This window comes from Streptomyces sp. NPDC092296 (assembly GCF_044755465.1).
Taxonomy (GTDB): domain Bacteria; phylum Actinomycetota; class Actinomycetes; order Streptomycetales; family Streptomycetaceae; genus Peterkaempfera.
The window spans coordinates 141,413-157,682 of the sequence record NZ_JBIVRB010000011.1 but is presented as its reverse complement, the minus strand read 5'-3'; the positions used below and the strand labels follow the sequence as shown (position 1 = coordinate 157,682).

The 16,270-nt window shown below is 74.7% G+C and carries 11 protein-coding genes; 6 read left to right on the top strand and 5 right to left on the bottom strand.

Features of this window, described 5'->3' with window-relative positions; translation table 11 throughout:
- The first annotated feature begins 79 nt into the window (after positions 1-79).
- The gene (locus ACIQGZ_RS22250; protein ID WP_402604331.1) at positions 80-1,288 is read left to right on the top strand and encodes a serine hydrolase domain-containing protein; all 1,209 of its coding nucleotides are present in this window, start codon (positions 80-82) and stop codon (positions 1,286-1,288) included.
- A gap of 118 nt (positions 1,289-1,406) precedes the next feature.
- On the opposite strand, the gene ACIQGZ_RS22245 is transcribed toward ACIQGZ_RS22250, so the two are convergent.
- The 3 genes from ACIQGZ_RS22245 to ACIQGZ_RS22235 form a co-directional block, all read right to left on the bottom strand.
- Positions 1,407-1,712, bottom strand: a complete 306-nt coding sequence (locus ACIQGZ_RS22245) for a DNA-binding response regulator (protein ID WP_402604329.1) — start codon at positions 1,710-1,712, stop codon at positions 1,407-1,409.
- Positions 1,713-1,746: 34 nt separating this feature from the next.
- Entirely contained in the window at positions 1,747-3,771 is a 2,025-nt protein-coding gene (locus ACIQGZ_RS22240; protein WP_402604446.1) for a TIM-barrel domain-containing protein, read from the bottom strand.
- A gap of 224 nt (positions 3,772-3,995) precedes the next feature.
- Entirely contained in the window at positions 3,996-5,009 is a 1,014-nt protein-coding gene (locus tag ACIQGZ_RS22235) for a LacI family DNA-binding transcriptional regulator (RefSeq protein WP_402604327.1), read from the bottom strand.
- Positions 5,010-5,547: 538 nt separating this feature from the next.
- On the opposite strand from ACIQGZ_RS22235, the gene ACIQGZ_RS22230 reads away from it, so the two are divergent.
- Both ACIQGZ_RS22230 and ACIQGZ_RS22225 read left to right on the top strand, forming a co-directional pair.
- On the top strand, positions 5,548-6,204 hold the full coding sequence (locus ACIQGZ_RS22230) for a TetR/AcrR family transcriptional regulator (RefSeq protein ID WP_402604324.1): 657 nt from the start codon (positions 5,548-5,550) through the stop codon (positions 6,202-6,204).
- Positions 6,205-6,294: 90 nt separating this feature from the next.
- Positions 6,295-7,788 (top strand): MFS transporter, encoded by a 1,494-nt coding sequence (locus ACIQGZ_RS22225; protein WP_402604322.1) that lies wholly within the window; start codon positions 6,295-6,297, stop codon positions 7,786-7,788.
- Positions 7,789-7,863: 75 nt separating this feature from the next.
- Here the strand turns inward: ACIQGZ_RS22225 and ACIQGZ_RS22220 are convergent, their stop codons facing one another.
- A complete protein-coding gene (locus tag ACIQGZ_RS22220; RefSeq protein WP_402604320.1) occupies positions 7,864-8,934 on the bottom strand; it encodes a hypothetical protein in 1,071 nt (356 codons plus the stop codon).
- A gap of 340 nt (positions 8,935-9,274) precedes the next feature.
- Between ACIQGZ_RS22220 and ACIQGZ_RS22215 the strand changes: the two genes are divergently transcribed.
- Complete coding sequence (locus tag ACIQGZ_RS22215) at positions 9,275-12,208, top strand: ATP-binding protein (RefSeq protein ID WP_402604318.1); 2,934 nt, start codon at positions 9,275-9,277, stop codon at positions 12,206-12,208.
- Positions 12,209-12,288: 80 nt separating this feature from the next.
- On the opposite strand, the gene ACIQGZ_RS22210 is transcribed toward ACIQGZ_RS22215, so the two are convergent.
- Complete coding sequence (locus tag ACIQGZ_RS22210) at positions 12,289-13,164, bottom strand: SMP-30/gluconolactonase/LRE family protein (RefSeq protein ID WP_402604316.1); 876 nt, start codon at positions 13,162-13,164, stop codon at positions 12,289-12,291.
- Between the two features lie 529 nt (positions 13,165-13,693).
- On the opposite strand from ACIQGZ_RS22210, the gene ACIQGZ_RS22205 reads away from it, so the two are divergent.
- Together ACIQGZ_RS22205 and ACIQGZ_RS22200 are read left to right on the top strand one after the other, a co-directional pair.
- Positions 13,694-14,827, top strand: coding sequence for an aldose epimerase family protein (locus tag ACIQGZ_RS22205; protein ID WP_402604314.1), 1,134 nt, complete (start codon positions 13,694-13,696; stop codon positions 14,825-14,827).
- A 9-nt stretch (positions 14,828-14,836) separates the two neighbouring features.
- Positions 14,837-16,210 carry a MalY/PatB family protein gene (locus ACIQGZ_RS22200; protein WP_402604312.1) on the top strand — a complete coding sequence of 458 codons (1,374 nt, stop codon included), beginning with the start codon at positions 14,837-14,839 and terminating at the stop codon, positions 16,208-16,210.
- The last annotated feature ends 60 nt before the right edge of the window (positions 16,211-16,270 follow it).

The window sequence follows — 16,270 nt, the reverse complement described above, 5'->3', positions numbered from 1 at the left end:
GGAGGCGGGGCAGCTCGGGGGCGGGGCACAATGGCGGGCGTTGTACAGATGGCCAGGTGGAGACAGGAGGCGGCGCCCGGTGGTGGAGATACACGGCGAGGTGGCCGACGGCTACCAGCCGGTCCGGGAGGCGTTCGCCCGTAACTTCGGTGAGCACGGCGAGTTGGGGGCGGCCTTCGCGCTGTACGTCGACGGCCGGGCGGTGGTGGACCTGTGGGGCGGCGACGCCGTGCCCGAGGTGGGCGGGCGGCCGGCCCCCGCAGTGCCGTGGACCGCCGGGACCGGGCAGGTGCTGCGGTCGGTCAGCAAGGGCCTCGCGGCGGCCTGCGTGCTGCTGCTGGCCCAGCGCGGCGTACTGGACCTGGACGCGCCGGTGGCCTCGTACTGGCCGGAGTTCAAGGCGGCCGGGAAGGAGCGGGTGCCGGTGCGCTGGCTGCTCTCGCACCGCGCCGGGCTGCCCGCGCTCGACACCCCGCTGCGGGTCGCGGAGGTGCTGGCCTGGGAGCCCGCCGTGGCGGCGGTCGCGGCCCAGGCACCCGCCTGGGAACCCGGCACCGCGCACGGCTACCACCCGTACACCTTCGGCTGGCTGGTCGGAGAGGTGGTGCGGCGGGCCGACGGGCGCAGCATCGGCCGCTGGTTCGCGGACGAGATCGCCGGGCCGCTCGGGCTGGACCTCTGGATCGGGCTGCCGCCGCAGGAGCGGCACCGGGTCGGACTGCTGGTGGACCTGCCCGCGCCGGCGGCCGCTGCGGGCGGGCCGGGCGGGCTGCGGGTGCGGCCCAAGAAGAGCGTCCGGGACGCGTACCAGGACCCGGCCTCGCTCACCGCCCGCGCCTTCGCCGCCGTGGAACCCGCCCTCGACCTGTGCAGCCCGGCCGCCCAGGCGGCGGAGATCCCCGGCGCCGGGAGCATCGGCACGGCCCGCTCGCTGGCCCGCTTCTACGCCGCGCTGATCGGCGCCGTCGAACCGGGACTGCCGCCGCTGTTCGACCCGGCGACGCTGGCCGAGGCGATGGGCCCGGCCGCCACCGGGCCGGACCGGGTGCTGATCGTGGACTCCGCCTTCGGCCACGGCTTCTTCCGGCACAGCGCCACCTCCCCGATGGCCTCCCCGGCCTCCTTCGGCCACCCCGGCCGGGGCGGCTCCCTCGGCTTCGCGGACCCGGAACTCGGCGTCGGCTTCGGCTATGTCACCAACGGCATGCAGCCGGGCCTCACGGGCGACATCCGCTCCCGCACGCTGATCGCTGCGGTCCGCGCTTGCCTGGCGGCGCGGCGGGGCTGAGCTGAGCCCAGGGGCTGCCGTTCGCCGGTGGGGGCGGCTGTGCGTTGCGGTGCTTGGGTGGGTGATGGGTTGTTGGCGCAGTTCCTCGCGCCCCTGGGTGGGCGGGTGGCGGGCCGGGTCAGATCAGGCCGCGGCGGGCGGCCCAGACGGCGGCCTGGAGGGGGGTGCGGACGCCGAGCCGGTCGCAGAGGACCCGGATTCGGCGGCGCAGGGTGCGGCTGGAGGTGCAGAGCCGGCGGGCCACGGCGTCCAGGGGCAGGCCCTCGGCCAGCAGGAGGAGCAGGCGGTGTTCCTCCGGGGCGAGCAGGCCGGCTGCCGGGACCGGGCGCGGGGGTGCCGGGGGGTTGGCCCCGGGGCGGTGGGGGGCGAGCGTGGCGGTGGCGCCCTCGGCCCGTTCCCGGTTCAGCGTTGCGGTGCCCTGCATCTCGGCCTCCCTGCCGTCGTGTGTGGATCGTCTGTCAGCCGGCTGCCGTGATGGGCAGTTCGGCGCCGTCCCGCAGGAAGAGCGGAATCCGCTCCAGCGGCGCCGCGACCACCACCGCCTGCCCGCCCTCGTACTCCTGGCCGGTCCAGGCGTCCCGCCAGCGGGCCCCGGCCGGCAGCCGGACCTCGCGGCGGTCCGCGCCCGCCTCGGTGACCGGTGCCACCAGCAGGTCGGGGCCGAGCAGGAAGCAGTCCTCGACCGCCCACGCCGCCTCGTCCTGCGGGAACTCCAGGAACAGCGGCCGCATCGGCGGCACCCCGGTCGCCGCCGCCGTGCGCATCTGCTCCAGGACGTACGGGCGCAGCCGCTCCCGCAGCAGCAGGTACTCGCGCAGGATGCGGTAGGCGTCCTCGCCGTACGACCAGACCTCGTTGGGCCCGCCGGTCATCGCGGGCGACAGCGGCGCCATCGGCTCGCGGAAGCCGTGCAGCCGGAACAGCGGGCAGAACGCGCCGTACTGGAACCAGCGCACCAGCACCTCGCGGTACGCCGGGTCGTCCGGGTCGCCGCCGTGGAAGCCGCCGATGTCGGTGGTCCACCAGGGGATGCCGGAGAGCATCACATTGAGTCCGGCCCGGACCTGGCCGCGCAGCGTGGCGAAGTCGGTGCCGATGTCACCGGACCACAGGGCCGCGCCGTAGCGCTGCGACCCCGCCCACGCCGAGCGGTTGAGGGTGACCACCTCGGGGTCGCCCGCCGCGAGCATGCCCTCGTGGAAGGCGCGGGAGTTCTCCCGGGGATAGAGGTTGCCGACCTCCAGGCCCGGCCCCGCGTGGTAGCGCAGATTGGCCTGGTGGCCCGGGTTCAGCTCCGGTTCGCAGGCGTCGAGCCACCAGGTCCGGATGCCGTGGGCGAGGTAGTTCTCGCTGATGCGCTGCCAGACGTACGCGCGCGCCTCCGGGGGGGTGGCGTCGTAGAAGGCGACCTGGACGGTGGAGGCGACGCCCTTGTCCGGCCAGTCGGCGTGCGCCATCGGACCGTACTCGGTGCCGATCAGCAGGCCGCGCCGCTCCAGCTCCGGGTGGGTCTCGCTCAGCGGGCTGACGGACGGCCAGACCGAGACCATCAGCCGCACGCCCAGCTCGTCCAGCTCACGCACCATGGCGGCCGGGTCGGGCCACTCGGCGGGGTCGAACTTCCACTCGCCGAGATGGGTCCAGTGGAAGAAGTCGTTGACGATCACCGACAGCGGCAGCCCGCGCCGCTGGTACTCGCGGGCGACCTCCAGCAGCTCCTCCTGGGTGCGGTAGCGCAGCTTGGACTGCCAGAAGCCGGTGGCCCACTCGGGCAGTTCGGGCGCGTGGCCGGTGGCGTCGGCGTAGCGGGACAGCGCCCGCGCCGGGTCGCCCGCGGTGATCCAGTAGTCGATCTGCCGGGCGCTGTCCGCGACCCAGCGGGTGGCGGTGGCGCCCAGCTCCACCCTGCCGATGGCGGGGTTGTTCCACAGCAGCGCGTAGCCCCGGCTGGAGACCAGCACCGGCACGGTCACGTCGGCGTTGCGCTGGACCAGGTCGATCACCGCGCCCTTCTGGTCCAGCAGCCCGTGGGTGTGCTGGCCCAGGCCGTAGATCCGCTCCCCGTCGTACGCGCGGAACCGCTGCTCCAGGCGGTGGTAGCCGTTGCCGGTGGGGGTCCAGTGGCGGGCGCCGGGCCACCAGAAGTGGGCCGGGTCCTCGGCCAGCAGCTCGGCGCCGTCCTCGGTGCGGGTGAAGCGGACCAGGCCGCGTTCGGTGACCTCGGCGGTGAGCGCGCCGTTGACGACCCGGCCGACCGGGCCCTCGACCTTGACGGTGGCGGTGGCGGGCGGGGCGTCGGGGAGCAGGGCGCCGGGCAGGTCCGGCAGGATGCCGCCGCCGCGTACGGCGCGGACCCGTACCGAGTCCGGGCCCCAGGGCTCCAGCCGCAGGGTCTCCTGGTGGCCGCACCACTCCAGCGCGCCCGCCGCCTCCCGCAGCACGCCGGGGGTCTGCGGCTTCTCCGGGGCGCGGGGGGCGGGCAGCGGGGTGACGGCTGCCGTGCCGGGCTGGGGCAGGTTCAACGGTTCTCCTCGGCTGGGTCTGCGGCGGGGGCGCCTGCGAGGCGGGGCGGGGCGTGCGGCGGTTCCGGTGGCGCTGGGGCGGGCGTGCCGCCGCCGTGAGGGCGCGGCGGCACGCCGGACTGCGCGCCGGCCCGGCTGCTCGCGGGTGGGGGCCGTCGCGGTCTCGGTGAGGGTGTCCGTGCGGGTCAGGCGGGGTGCGGGGCGGGGCCGGTGCTCTCCCGTACGGTCAGGGTCGGGGCGAGCAGGGTCAGCCCGGTGGTGTCCTCACCGGCGGCCTGGGCCATCACCAGCTCGACCGCGCGGCGTCCCATCTCCTCGGCGGGGATGGAGACCGAGGTGAGCTGCGGCGAGGAGTGCAGTGCGACGTCGTCCGGACAGATGGCGACCACCGAGGCGTCCTCGGGGACGGCCCGGCCGATCTGCCGCAGCAGGCCGAGCAGGTGCGGGAGGGCGGCCTCGTTCTGCACCACGAAGCCGGTGGTGCCGGGGCGCTCCTCCAGGATGCGGGAGATCGTCCCGGCGGTGGCCTCGTGGCTGCCGCCGCAGGGCCGGTGCAGATAGCCGATGCCGCGCTCGGCGGCCCGCCGCCCGAACCCGGCCAGCGTGCGCTCCGCGAATCCGGTGTGGCGGCGGTAGACGGTCTCGGCGGCGCCGATCAGCGCCACCTCGCGGTGGCCCAGGTCCGCGAGGTGGTCGGCGGCGATGGCGCCGGTAGCCTCGAAGTCCAGGTCCACGCAGGACAGCCCGGCGGGGTCGGCGGGCAGGCCGATGAGCGCGGCGGCGGCGCCGGTCTGGCGCAGCAGCGGGATGCGCTCGTCGTCCAGCTCGACGTCCATCAGGATCAGCGCGTCGGCCAGCCCGCTGCCGGCCACCCGCTTCACGGCCGAGGGGCCCTCCTCGCTGGTCAGCAGCAGGACGTCGTGCGCATAGCGGCGGGCGGTGGTGGTGATGGAGATGGCGATCTCCATCATCACCGGGACGAACATGTCGGTACGCAGGGGGATCATCAGGGCGATGACATTGGACCGGTTGCTGGCGAGGGCGCGGGCCCCGGCGTGCGGGTGGTAGCCGAGGTCCGCGATGGACTGCTCCACCCGGCGGCGGGTGGCCTCCGAGATGGACCGCTTGCCGCTGAGTACATAGGAGACTGTGCTCGGGGACACGCCGGCGTGCCGGGCGACCTGGGCGAGCGTGACCATGCGGCACTCCATCTCGCGACACTGGTTGGCGCTGCCCGGAGGGCACTGGTGGTGAAGCGCTTCGACAGTGTCATGTCTGCGGCTCAATCGCTTCTTGCCGGGAGAGCTTAGGGACGGGTTCGGAGTGTGTCCAGACCTTGCGTCGAAGCGCTTCACCAAGCCGCCCGGCGGGGCTCGGGAGAGTGCGGGGTGGGTGTGGACCGCCGGGGGTGGGGGTGGTTGTGCGGGTGGGTTGGTGGGTGAGTGCGCCACTCGGGGTGGGGGGTGCTGTGTGTGGGGGTGTGCGGGTGGGTGGTGGGTTGTTCGCGCAGTTCCTCGCGCCCCTGGGGTGGTGCGGGGGTGGTGTTCGGCGGTGGGTTCTTGCGCCCCGGGCGGGGGCGTATCAGCAGGTCAGGGGGTTGGGCCAGGGGGTGGGGCGGGGTTGTGACACAGGTCACGGGCGGCGGGTGAAATATCCGGGGAGCAGTTCCCCGTTTGGCTCGGTGCACAGCGAAACGGGGAAGCCGTCCCCGGATCGAGGACCGGAGGGAGCGCGGCGATGGTCGGCAGCGCGGTGGAGCAGCGGGAGCCCCGACTGAGGGCGGACGCCTGCCGCAACCGCGAGCGGATCGTGGCCGCCGCCCGCGAGGCGCTGGTCGAGCACGGCGTCGAGGTGCCGTTCGACGAGATCGCCCGCCGGGCGGGTGTCGGCAACGCCACTCTCTACCGGCACTTCCCGGACCGCCGCGAGCTGCTCCGTACGGTTATCCTTTCGGTGCTGGCTCGCACCGCCGAGCAGGCCGAGGCCGCCCTCGCGGAGGAGGCCGACGCCTTCGGGGCGCTGAGCCGTTTCGTACACACCGCGGCGGACGAGCGCATCGGCGCGCTGTGTCCGCTGCTCTCCGATGTCTTCGAATCCCGTGAGCCCGCGTTCGCGGAGGCGCGGGCACGCCTGCAGCACGCGGTCGAGGACGTGGTCGACGCCGCCCACCAGTCCGGGCAGCTGCGCCCTGATGTCGCCGTCGGCGACCTGATGGTCGCGGTCACCCAACTGGCCAGACCGCTGCCGGGCACGGCCTGCTTCACCATCGACCGCTTTGTGCACCGCCATCTGGAACTGCTCCTGGACGGTCTGCGCAACCCCGGCCGTTCGGTGCTGCCCGGCACCGCCACCACCTTCGACGATCTGCACCAGCTGGGGGAGGCAGGCCGCTGACCGAGCGCCGCAGTCGCGGCCATCCGCAGCCCTGCACCGCCCCGCACCCCTGATTCGCCACCTGAACTTGTGACGATTGTGAGTACCCCCATGCCCGAAACATCCGCTTCCGACCCCAGGCGCTGGACAGCCCTGGTCTTCATCGCGCTGGCCCAGCTCATGGTGGTGCTGGACGGCACCATCGTGAACATCGCGCTGCCCTCCGCCCAGCACGACCTGGGCATCTCCGACGGGAACCGGCAGTGGGTGATCACCGCCTACACGCTGGCCTTCGGCGGACTGCTGCTGCTGGGCGGCCGGATAGCCGACCTGGCGGGCCGCAAGCGGGCCTTCGTCATCGGCCTGATCGGCTTCGCCGGTGCCTCCGCGCTCGGCGGCGCCGCCGCCAACGCCGGCATGCTGCTGGGCGCCCGCGCCCTCCAGGGCGTCTTCGGCGCGCTGCTCGCCCCGGCGGCCCTGTCGCTGCTCGCGGTGACCTTCACCGAGGCCAAGGAGCGGGCCAAGGCGTTCGGCATCTTCGGTGCCATCGCCGGTGGTGGCGGCGCCCTCGGCCTGATCCTGGGCGGCGTGCTCACCGAGTACCTGAACTGGCGCTGGGCGCTGTACGTCAACGTCCCGATCGCCGCCGTGGCCGCGATCGGCGCCATCACGGTCGTCCGCGAGCCGGCCCACGGCCGCAACCGCAACCGGCTGGACATCCCCGGCGTCGTCCTGGCGACCCTGGGCCTGGTCTCCCTGGTGTACGGCTTCACCCGCGCCGAGACCGACGGCTGGGCCTCCGCCGCCACCATCGGGCTGTTCGTCGCGGCCGTCGTGCTGCTGGCCGGCTTCGCGCTGGTCGAGGGCCGGGTCAAGGCCCCGCTGCTGCCGCTGCGCGTGGTGACCGACCGCAACCGGGCCGGTATCTACCTCTCGCTGGGCCTGGCCATCATCGGGATGTTCGGCCTCTTCCTCTTCCTCACCTACTACCTCCAGATCATCAAGGGCTACACCCCGGTCGTCACCGGCCTGGCGTTCCTGCCGATGATCGCCGGCATGATCACCGGTTCGACCCAGATCGGCGCCCGGCTGATGAACCGGGTCCCGCCCCGGCTGCTGATGGGCCCCGGCTTCCTGGCCGCCGCGCTCGGCATGCTGATCCTCACCCAGCTGAAGGTCGACAGCTCGTACGCCGGCCTGGTGCTGCCCGCGCAGATCCTGCTCGGCCTGGGCATGGGCACCGCGTTCATGCCGGCCATGAGCCTGGCCACGCACGGCGTCCAGCCGCGCGACGCCGGTGTCGCCTCCGCCATGGTCAACACCTCCCAGCAGGTGGGCGGCTCCATCGGCACCGCGCTGCTCAACACCGTCGCGGCGAGCGCCACCACCAGCTGGCTGGTCGCCCACGGCGGCAACCCCAAGCTGGTCAACGAGGCCGCCGTGCACGGCTACGCCACCGCCATCTGGTGGGCGGTCGGCATCCTGGCGGCCGCCGCGACCCTGGCGCTCACCATGATCAACACCGGTCGGCAGGGCGGCAGCCCGGTCGTCTCCGGATCGGCGGACGCCGCCGACGAGGTGGCGGTCCCGGTCATCGCCCACTGAGTCGCACACCGCACGACGCCGCGTGGCCCCGTCTCTCCGGAGGCGGGGCCACGCGGCGTTCCCGGGCCGCCGCCCTCAGGACGCGCCGCTCGGGGTGGCCACCGGCGTACGACCGGTCGCCTCCAGCAGGTCCGGCCCCTCCGGAATGGCCCGCGAACGGTAGCGGCCGCTCTCCGCCGACCAGTCGACATGCCCGACCATCCACGACTCCAGGCCGTCGACCATCCGCCGCAGCGCGTCGGAGTGCGCGGCCGGCAGGCGCTCGCACAGCACCCCGATCCGGTCGGCCGCCGCCGAGAACCGGTCGACCTCGTCGTGGATGCGCCGCACCACCTCGTACGCCGCCTCGTCCAGCGGCACCCGCAACTGCCGGTGCAGCACCGTCACGTAGTTGCACAGGTCGCCCACCGAGATCTCCTTGGGCGCCGAGAACAGGTCATTGGTCCACGCGATGGCGTTGACCGCCGTCTCCCGCACCACGGCCACATCCGGATGGGTGATCAGCTGCTCGGGAATGGGCAGGTCGGTGGCGTACTCGATCAGGTCGGCGCCGGTGTACATCGCCACCGTGGACGACCGGTGCGCGCTGTACGAGTCGTCGTCCAGCACGCTGCGCGACGCGTTGACGGTCGCCTGGGTGCGGTACGAGTACAGGAAGTCCAGCACGTTCCGGCTGAAGCGCCCGACCCACGGCCCGGCCATCGGCACGGTGATCCGCTGCCACAGGTCGGCCAGCGCCTCCCGGGAGCGTCCGACGGCCCGGGTCGGCGCGGGCGGCGCACCGGCGGCGGGCAGGCCGCGGCAGACCGGCTCCATGCAGGCCAGCACCCGGTTGACGAAGTCGAGGTCGCGCCCCTCGGGGGTGTCGTCCAGCAGATCGTCGAAGGCGAAGATCCAACCCGTCCAGTCGGCCAGGGTCAGCAACCGGTCACGCGGGGCCTGCGCGTACACCCGCGCCGCGAAACGGCCGAACAGCATGCTGTCGAAGTCATCACCGGCCCGACCGGACTCCACGATCCCGGTGCGGCGGGACCAGTGGCTCAGATGACGCTGCGCCTCCTCGGCGCACGGGCTGATCCTGGAGGTGAAGGGGAAGTCGGGCAGCGGGGTGATCAGTTCCACGATCTCTCCGAGTTCGTCGTTCACACGTCTGGGTGCTGCCGGGCGGTGGGGCACGCCGGGACGGCACGCGAGGGGACGCAGGTGGCGCCGGGGGAGGATCGCGCCGGGCGCGGTGACGCCCCGGGGTGCGCCATGACCCTCCTCGGCCTGGTACGGACACGGGATCGGCGGGCTGCGCCGCCGCGCTGCCGGAAAAGCGCTTCCGGCGGCGCCTGCCAGAGATCATCGTCGGGGCCGCACAAACGGAAAACCCCCTTCCCGGCCAACCTGCCCGGTCGACGGGCGCCGGGCGGTGCCGGACCGTCCCCGCCACCGGCTAACCTCGGCTCTCACAGGGCAGGTTGGTGACGCGGAGAGGTCAGCGGTGACCGATCGGGACGACGGCTCATGGACACGGAAGCGCCGGCCGCACAGCAGTGCGCCGGACTCACTTCTCGAACGGGAGCGGGAGGTCGCCGCCGCCGAGCAGGCAGTCGACGACCTGTGCCGCCGGACAGCGGCCGGCGGTGGTGAGCTGGGCGGCCTGCTGCTGTGCAGCGGCTCCGCCGGCGCGGGCAAGACCGCGCTGCTCACCCAGGTGCGGCGGATCGCGGCCGAGCGCGGCTGCTCGGTGCTGTTCGCCCGGGGCAGCGAGCAGCAGCGCAATGTCCCCTTCCACGTGGTCCGGCAGCTGCTCCAGCCGGCCCTCACCGTGCGCGGCGAGGCCGAGCGGCGTGAACTGTTCGGTGGCTGGTACGACATCGCCGGCCCGGCGGCGGGCCTGTTCGCCCCGGCTCCGGGCATCCGCGCCGACCCGCAGGGCGTCCGCGACGGCCTGGACTGGGTGCTCACCCAGCTCGCCCAGCGGCACTCCCCGCTGGTGCTGGTGCTCGACGACCTGCACTGGGCCGACCTGGAGTCGGTCACCTGGCTGGCCTCCTTCGAGGCCCGGGTACGGGAGCTGCCGGTCCTGGTCGTCCTCGCGTACCGGCCGGACGACCTGCCCCGCGACGAGGCGTTCGGCTACCTCGCCGGCGAGCGGGCCGGCCGCTCGGTGGTGCTCCGCCCGCTCAGCCCCGACGCGGTGGCCGCCCTGGTGCGCGCCAGCCTCGGCCCGGACGCCGACGACGCCTTCTGCCGCGAGGCGTGGACGGTCACCGGAGGCAACCCGTACGACGTGGTGGAACTGCTCGCCAAGGTCGGCCAACGCGGCGTCAGCCCCACCGCGGACAACGCCGACCTGCTGCGCGACCTGGGCGCCGCCGTGCGCGGCACCGGACTGATCAGCCGGCTGGAGAAGATGGGCCCGGCCACCGCCCACTTCGCCTGGGCCGCCGCAGTCCTCGGCACCGAGATACCCGTGCAGCTGGTCGCCAACGTCGCGACGCTCGTACCGGCCGACGCGGCGCAGGCGGCCGACAAGCTGCGCGAGGCCCGCATCCTCACCGGCGGCAGCACCCTGGAGTTCGTCCACCCGCTGATCGCCACCGCCGTCTACCGCGCCATCCCGCCCGCCACCCGCACCGCGATGCACGGCGTTGCCGCCCGAGCCGTACTGGACGCCGGACTCGGCGCCGCCGAAGCCGCCCGGCACCTGCTGGAAGTGCACCCCGAGGGCGATGACGAACTGGTGCTGCTGCTCCGCGAGGCCGCCAAGGAGCACCTGGCCGTCGGCGCCCCGGACGCCGCCCGCCGCTGCCTGGAACGGGCGCTCGGCGAACCCCCGGCCGACTCCGACCGCCCGGCGGTGCAGTACGAACTCGGCTGCGCCACCCTGCTCACCGAACCGTCCGTCACCGTCAACCACCTGCGCAGCGCCCTCGCCCAGCCCGCCCTGGACGACGCGCTCCGCGAGAACGCCACCCTGCGCCTCGCCCAGGCGCACGGCCACCTCGACCAACTGGACCAGGCCGCGATGGTGCTCGCCACCGAGGCGGCCCGCACCCCGGCGGGACCCGGCCGCACCCGGTTGCAGGCCGCGCACTTCCTGTGGACGGCGCTGCGCTCCGACGGCCCGGACCTGCCGGCCCGCTCCCGGCAGCTGGCCGAACTGACCGAGGGCCTGCGGGACCGGGACACCGGCAGCCGCGTCCTGATGGTGCTGCGCGGCTGGGACCTCGCCATGCGCGGCGAACCCGCCGCCGAGGCGTGCGCCCTGGTCGAACAGGCCCTGGACGGCGGGCGGCTGCCGCCGGAGCTGGCGTGGACCAACAGCAACTGGGGCTTCGAGATCCCCACCATCGTCGGGATGACCTTCACCTGCGCCGACCGGCTGGACTTGGCGGAGGAACTGTTCAGCGACGCCGCCCGCGCCTTTGAGATGGCCGGCTGGAGCGGCTCCCACCTGGGCTTCGCCTACTTCCTGCTCGGCCTGGTCCGGTTCCGCTGCGGCCGGCTCACCGAAGCGGAGGACTTCCTGCGCAGCAGCCTGCGGCTGGCCGAGCGGATCGGTCCCGGCATCCCGTTGCAGTGGGACGCCGTCGGGGTGCTCATCGACACCCTGCTCGCCCGGGGCCGCATCGACGACGCGCTCGACCTGGCCGAGCGGTACCGCTTCGGCCCGCCCTACCCGGTCGCCCTGCTGCTGCCCGACGTACCCACCCTGTACGGCAAGCTGCTGCTCGCCCAGGGCCGCCGCGCCGAGGCCGCCGTCGAACTCGCCGCCGCCGGTGCCAGGTTGGAGGCCCGGGGCTGGCAGAACACCGTCTGGGCGCCCTGGCGCTCGCTGCTGGCCCTCGCCGTCGCCGAGGACGAGCCGGAGCGGGCCCGCGAGCTGGCGGGCGAGGCGGTCCGCTACGCCGAGCAGTACGGCACCGCGACCGCAGTCGGCCAGGCACTGCGCTGGGCGGCGGCCGTCGCGGAGGGACCGGCGCAGGCGGAGGCGCTGCTGCGGCGGGCCGTCGACCGGCTCGGCCGCTCCCCGTCGGCGTACGAGTACGCGCTGGCGCTGGTCGACCACGGTGTCGCGCTGCGCCGCTCCGGCCGGGCCGGGGAGGCCGCCGACCACCTCAGGCAGGGCCTCGACGTGGCCAATGAGTGCGGCGCCGAGGCGCTGGAGGCGCGGGCGAAGGCCGAGCTGAGCGCGGCCGGGCTGCGGCCGCGCGGGCTGTACGTGGTCGGCAGCGAGGCGCTGACGGGGCGGGAGCGGCGGGCGGCGGAGCTGTTCGTCCAGGGGCTGACCGCCGAGTGGATCGCCGGGGAGCTGAACACCTCGACGATGGGGGTCAACCGGCTGCTGGCCGCCGTGCACCGCAAGCTCGGCACCGGGGACGAGGGGCTGCGGGCCGCGCTGGGACTGCCGGAGCCGGACGCGGACTGACACCGGGTCGGGCCGGGCGGCCGCCGGTGGTGACGGCGGCCGACCCGGGCCCGGCGGACCCGGTGGGTCGGGGCGGGCGGTCAGGCGGTCGGGCCGGCCCAGGGCACGCCGGGGCGGCCGGTGGTGAGGCCGTCGCAGCGCAGCAGCGCGCCGTGCGGGGCGGTGTCGGCCGGGTCCAGGCCGGTGGCGGCGCTGGTGATGTAGAGGGTGCCCAGGTCGGGGCCGCCGAAGGCGACGCTGGTGACCTGGAGGACGGGCAGCTCCACCGTCTCCAGCAGGGTGCCGTCCTGGCCGAAGCAGCGCACCGCCGAACCGCCCCAGAAGGCCACCCAGAGGTTGCCCTCCGCGTCCAGGGTCATCCCGTCCGGGTCGCCCGGCAGGTCGGAGGTGTCGATGGAGCGGATCAGCGGGCCGACCGGTCCGTGCTCGGGATAGGCGTAGAGGTCGATCCGCCGGGTGGGGGAGTCGATGTACCAGAGGCGGTCCGGCTCCGGCCAGACCAGCCCGTTGGGGGTGTTCAGCCCGTCGAGCACCGGCACGGCGCGCGGGGCGCCGCCGTCGGTGGGCTCCAGCCGGTAGAGCGGGCCCAGCTCCTTGGGCTCACCGGTCGTCATCGTCCCGGCCAGCACCCGCCCGTACGGGTCGCACTTGCCGTCGTTCATCCGGCGGCCCGGCCGGTCCGCCTCGACGGCGGTGACGGTCCGCAGGGCGCCGGTCGCGGTCTCCAGCAGCTCGAAGCCGCGCTCGGTGGCGACCAGCACCTCCGTGCCCCGGTACGGGACCAGGGTGCCCGGCATGGTGTCCAGCTCCAGCGAGGAGACCCGGCCGGTGGCGGGCTCCAGCCACAGCACCCGCCGGTCCTCGATGCCGATCCAGTACAGCCGCCCGGTGGCGCTGTCCCAGAAGGAGCCCTCGCCCAGCTGGAGTCGGGTGGGATCGGCGATCTCGACATGCACGGCGAAGCTCCTGGGGGTCGGGTGCCGGTGGGGAAGACGGTAACCGACACCCCGCCCACCGGGCCAGGAAGCCGCCCCCCGTCCAGCTGCCGCCCCCGGCCCCGAGCAACCACCCGCCGTGGCAGAGCTTCCCCGCAGTCGGAAACCATGCACTGCCCCAGGGGCGCGAGGAACTGCGCGGGCAGCCCGGTGCCCGGCAGAAGCCTTCCCGCAGGCAGTGACCGTGCGGCTCCTCAGGGGGCGCGGGGAGCCGCGCGGGCAGCCCGGTGCCCGGCAGAAACCTTCACGCAGACAGTGACCATGCACAACCCCCGGGAAGGTACGGGGGACTGTACGAGTGGCCGTCAGACCTCTGTGGTGGGCTTCCGCGCGCCCCTGGGGGTTGCCTCACTGGTCGGCTGCGTCTGGTCCTCCGAGTGGGGTCCTCGCGTCCTGGCTGGTCACCTGGCCTAGGCTGTCCCCCGGTCGGAAACAGGACCCCCCGGAGAGCAACACGCCAGGACGGCGCGGAGCAGTGGAGGAGCACACCATGACGGCGGTACCGCAGCGGCGGCACCCGGACCGGGCCGACACCCCCGGAGTGCGCCGCGAGCCCTTCGCCGTGCTGCCCGACGGCACCCCCGTCGACCGGTGGACCCTCCAGGCCGGCCAGGCCGACAACGCTGTCATCGCCTCGATCCTCACCCTGGGCGCCGCCCTGCACACCCTGGAGCTGCCCGACCGGCACGGCGAGCGCCGCAATGTCGTGCTGGCCACCGCCGATCCGGCCGCGCTGCTCGGCCCCGCCGCGTACTTCGGCGCCACCGTCGGCCGGTACGCCAACCGGGTGGCCGGCAGCCGGTTCGAACTGGACGGCACCGAACACCAGCTGGCCCCCACCGGACACGGCGTCACCCTGCACGGCGGCCCCGGCGGCTTCGCCGCACGGGTCTGGCAGGCCGAGGTGGACGATGACACGGCCGGAGCCGCCGTACGGTTCACCCTGCACAGCCCGGACGGCGACCAGGGCTTCCCCGGGGCGCTGGACGTGGCCGTCACCTACGCGCTGGCCGCCGACGGCACGCTGCGCATCGACTACCGGGCCGTCACCGACCGGCCCACCGTGGTCAATCTGACCAACCACGCCTACCTCAACCTGGCCGGGGAGGGCACCGGCGACATCCTGGACCACGAACTCACCTTGGACGCCGACCACTTCACCCCCGTGGACGAGCGGATGGTGCCGGTCGGCCCGTACGAGCCGGTGGCGGGCACCCCGTTCGACTTCGGCACGGCCCGGCGGGTCGGAGAGCGCATCCGCGACGACCACCCGCAGCTGCGCGCCACCGGCGGCTACGACCACAACTGGGTGCTGCGCCCCCGCCCGGCCGACGGCACCCCGTCCCGCGCCGCGCTGCTGCGCGAGCCGGTGAGCGGCCGCACCCTGGAGGTGCTGACCACCGAGCCGGGCATCCAGGTGTACACGGCCAACAAGTTCGACGGCGAGGTCACCGGCCTCGGCGGGACCGCGTACGGGCCGTTCGCCGGCATCGCCCTGGAGACCCAGCACCACCCGGACTCGCCCAACCACCCGGAGTACCCCTCCACGGTGCTCCGCCCCGGCGCCGAGTTCCGCTCGACCACCGTCCTGCGGCCGGGCGTGGCCCACGACGCCCAGGGGTAGCCCCCAGGGGTGAGCCCGCCGCCGAACTCCACGCCGCCCGCCGAGCCGCCGCCCGCTGAGCCGCAGTCCGCCGAGCCGCAGTCCGCCGAGCCGCAGTCCGCCGTCGACGGTGCCTTCGACGAAGCCTTCGACGAAGCCTGTGACGGTGCCTTCGACCGGCCCTTCGACCGGTCCGGCACCGGCAGCAGCAAGTGGGCGAGCGCCGGTGCCGAGGCCGACCCCGACCGGATACCGCTGGGGCTGGCCGACATGGACCTGCCGGGACCGCCCGCCGTCGGCGCCGCGCTGGCCGCCCGCGTGGCGCACCCCGCGCTGGGCTACACGGTGCCCGACCCGCGCGACCGCGAGCTGGTCGCCGCCTGGTACCTGGCCCGGCACGGGGTGGCGGTCGACCCGGACTGGGTGCTGCTGCTGCCGTTCGGCCCGCGCACCGCCGTCCGACTGCTGCTGGAGACCCTGCTCGCGGCCGCCGACCGCCCGCCGGGCCCGGTGCTGCTGCCCACCCCGGAGTACGGCGGCTTCGCGCCGACCTGCCGGGCCGCCGGGGTGCCGTACGAGGAGGTGCCGCTCGCCCTGGAGCCGGACGGCTACCGGCTGCCGGTGGCGGAGTTCGCCCGCCGGGCCGCCCGGCCGCTCACCGCCGTACTGCTGAGCAGCCCGCACAACCCCAGCGGCCGGGTGTGGCGGCGCGCCGAGATCCGGGCGCTGGCCGAGACGGCGGCCGGGGCGGGCGGGGTGCTGCTCTCGGACGAGGTGCACGCCGACCTGGTCCACCCGGACGCGCCCCGGCGGCACCCGGTGGCGGTGGAGGCGGCGGGCGAGCTGGCGCGGGCCACCGTCACCCTGCACTCGACCGGCAAGACGTTCAACACCACCGGCCTGCCCAGCGCCTTCGTACTGGTCCCCGACCCCGGGCTGCGGGCCCGGCTGACCGAGGTGATGGCCGGCTACGGCCTGTGGGAGGGCGGCCTGCTCACCCGGGTGGCGCAGAACGCCGCGCTGGAGAGCGGCGGCCCCTGGCTGGACGGCCTGCTGGCCCGGCTGGCGGGCAGCCGCGACCTGGCGCTGACCGCCCTGCGGTGGCTCGCCCCGGCCGCCGTACCCTCGCCGCCGCAGGCGTCGTACCTGCTCTGGCTGGACGCGGTGGCGCTGGGCCTGCCCGCCGAGGGCGCCCGCCGGCTGCTGCTGGAACGCTGCGGGCTCGATCTCCAGGACGGCATCGGATTCGGCGCCGCCGGGCGCGGCTTCCTGCGGCTGAACTACGCGCTGCCCCGCCCCCGGCTGATCATGGCGCTGGACCGCCTGTCCCGCGCGGGCCTATGCGGAGGCCGCCCTTCCGAACCGCGCCCGCCAGCGGACCGGCACCCGGACGGGGGCGGTTAACCGCCGCTCGGGCATGCATCGGTGCAGACTGGGCAGGGAGCCCCGGGCCGCGAGACCGAG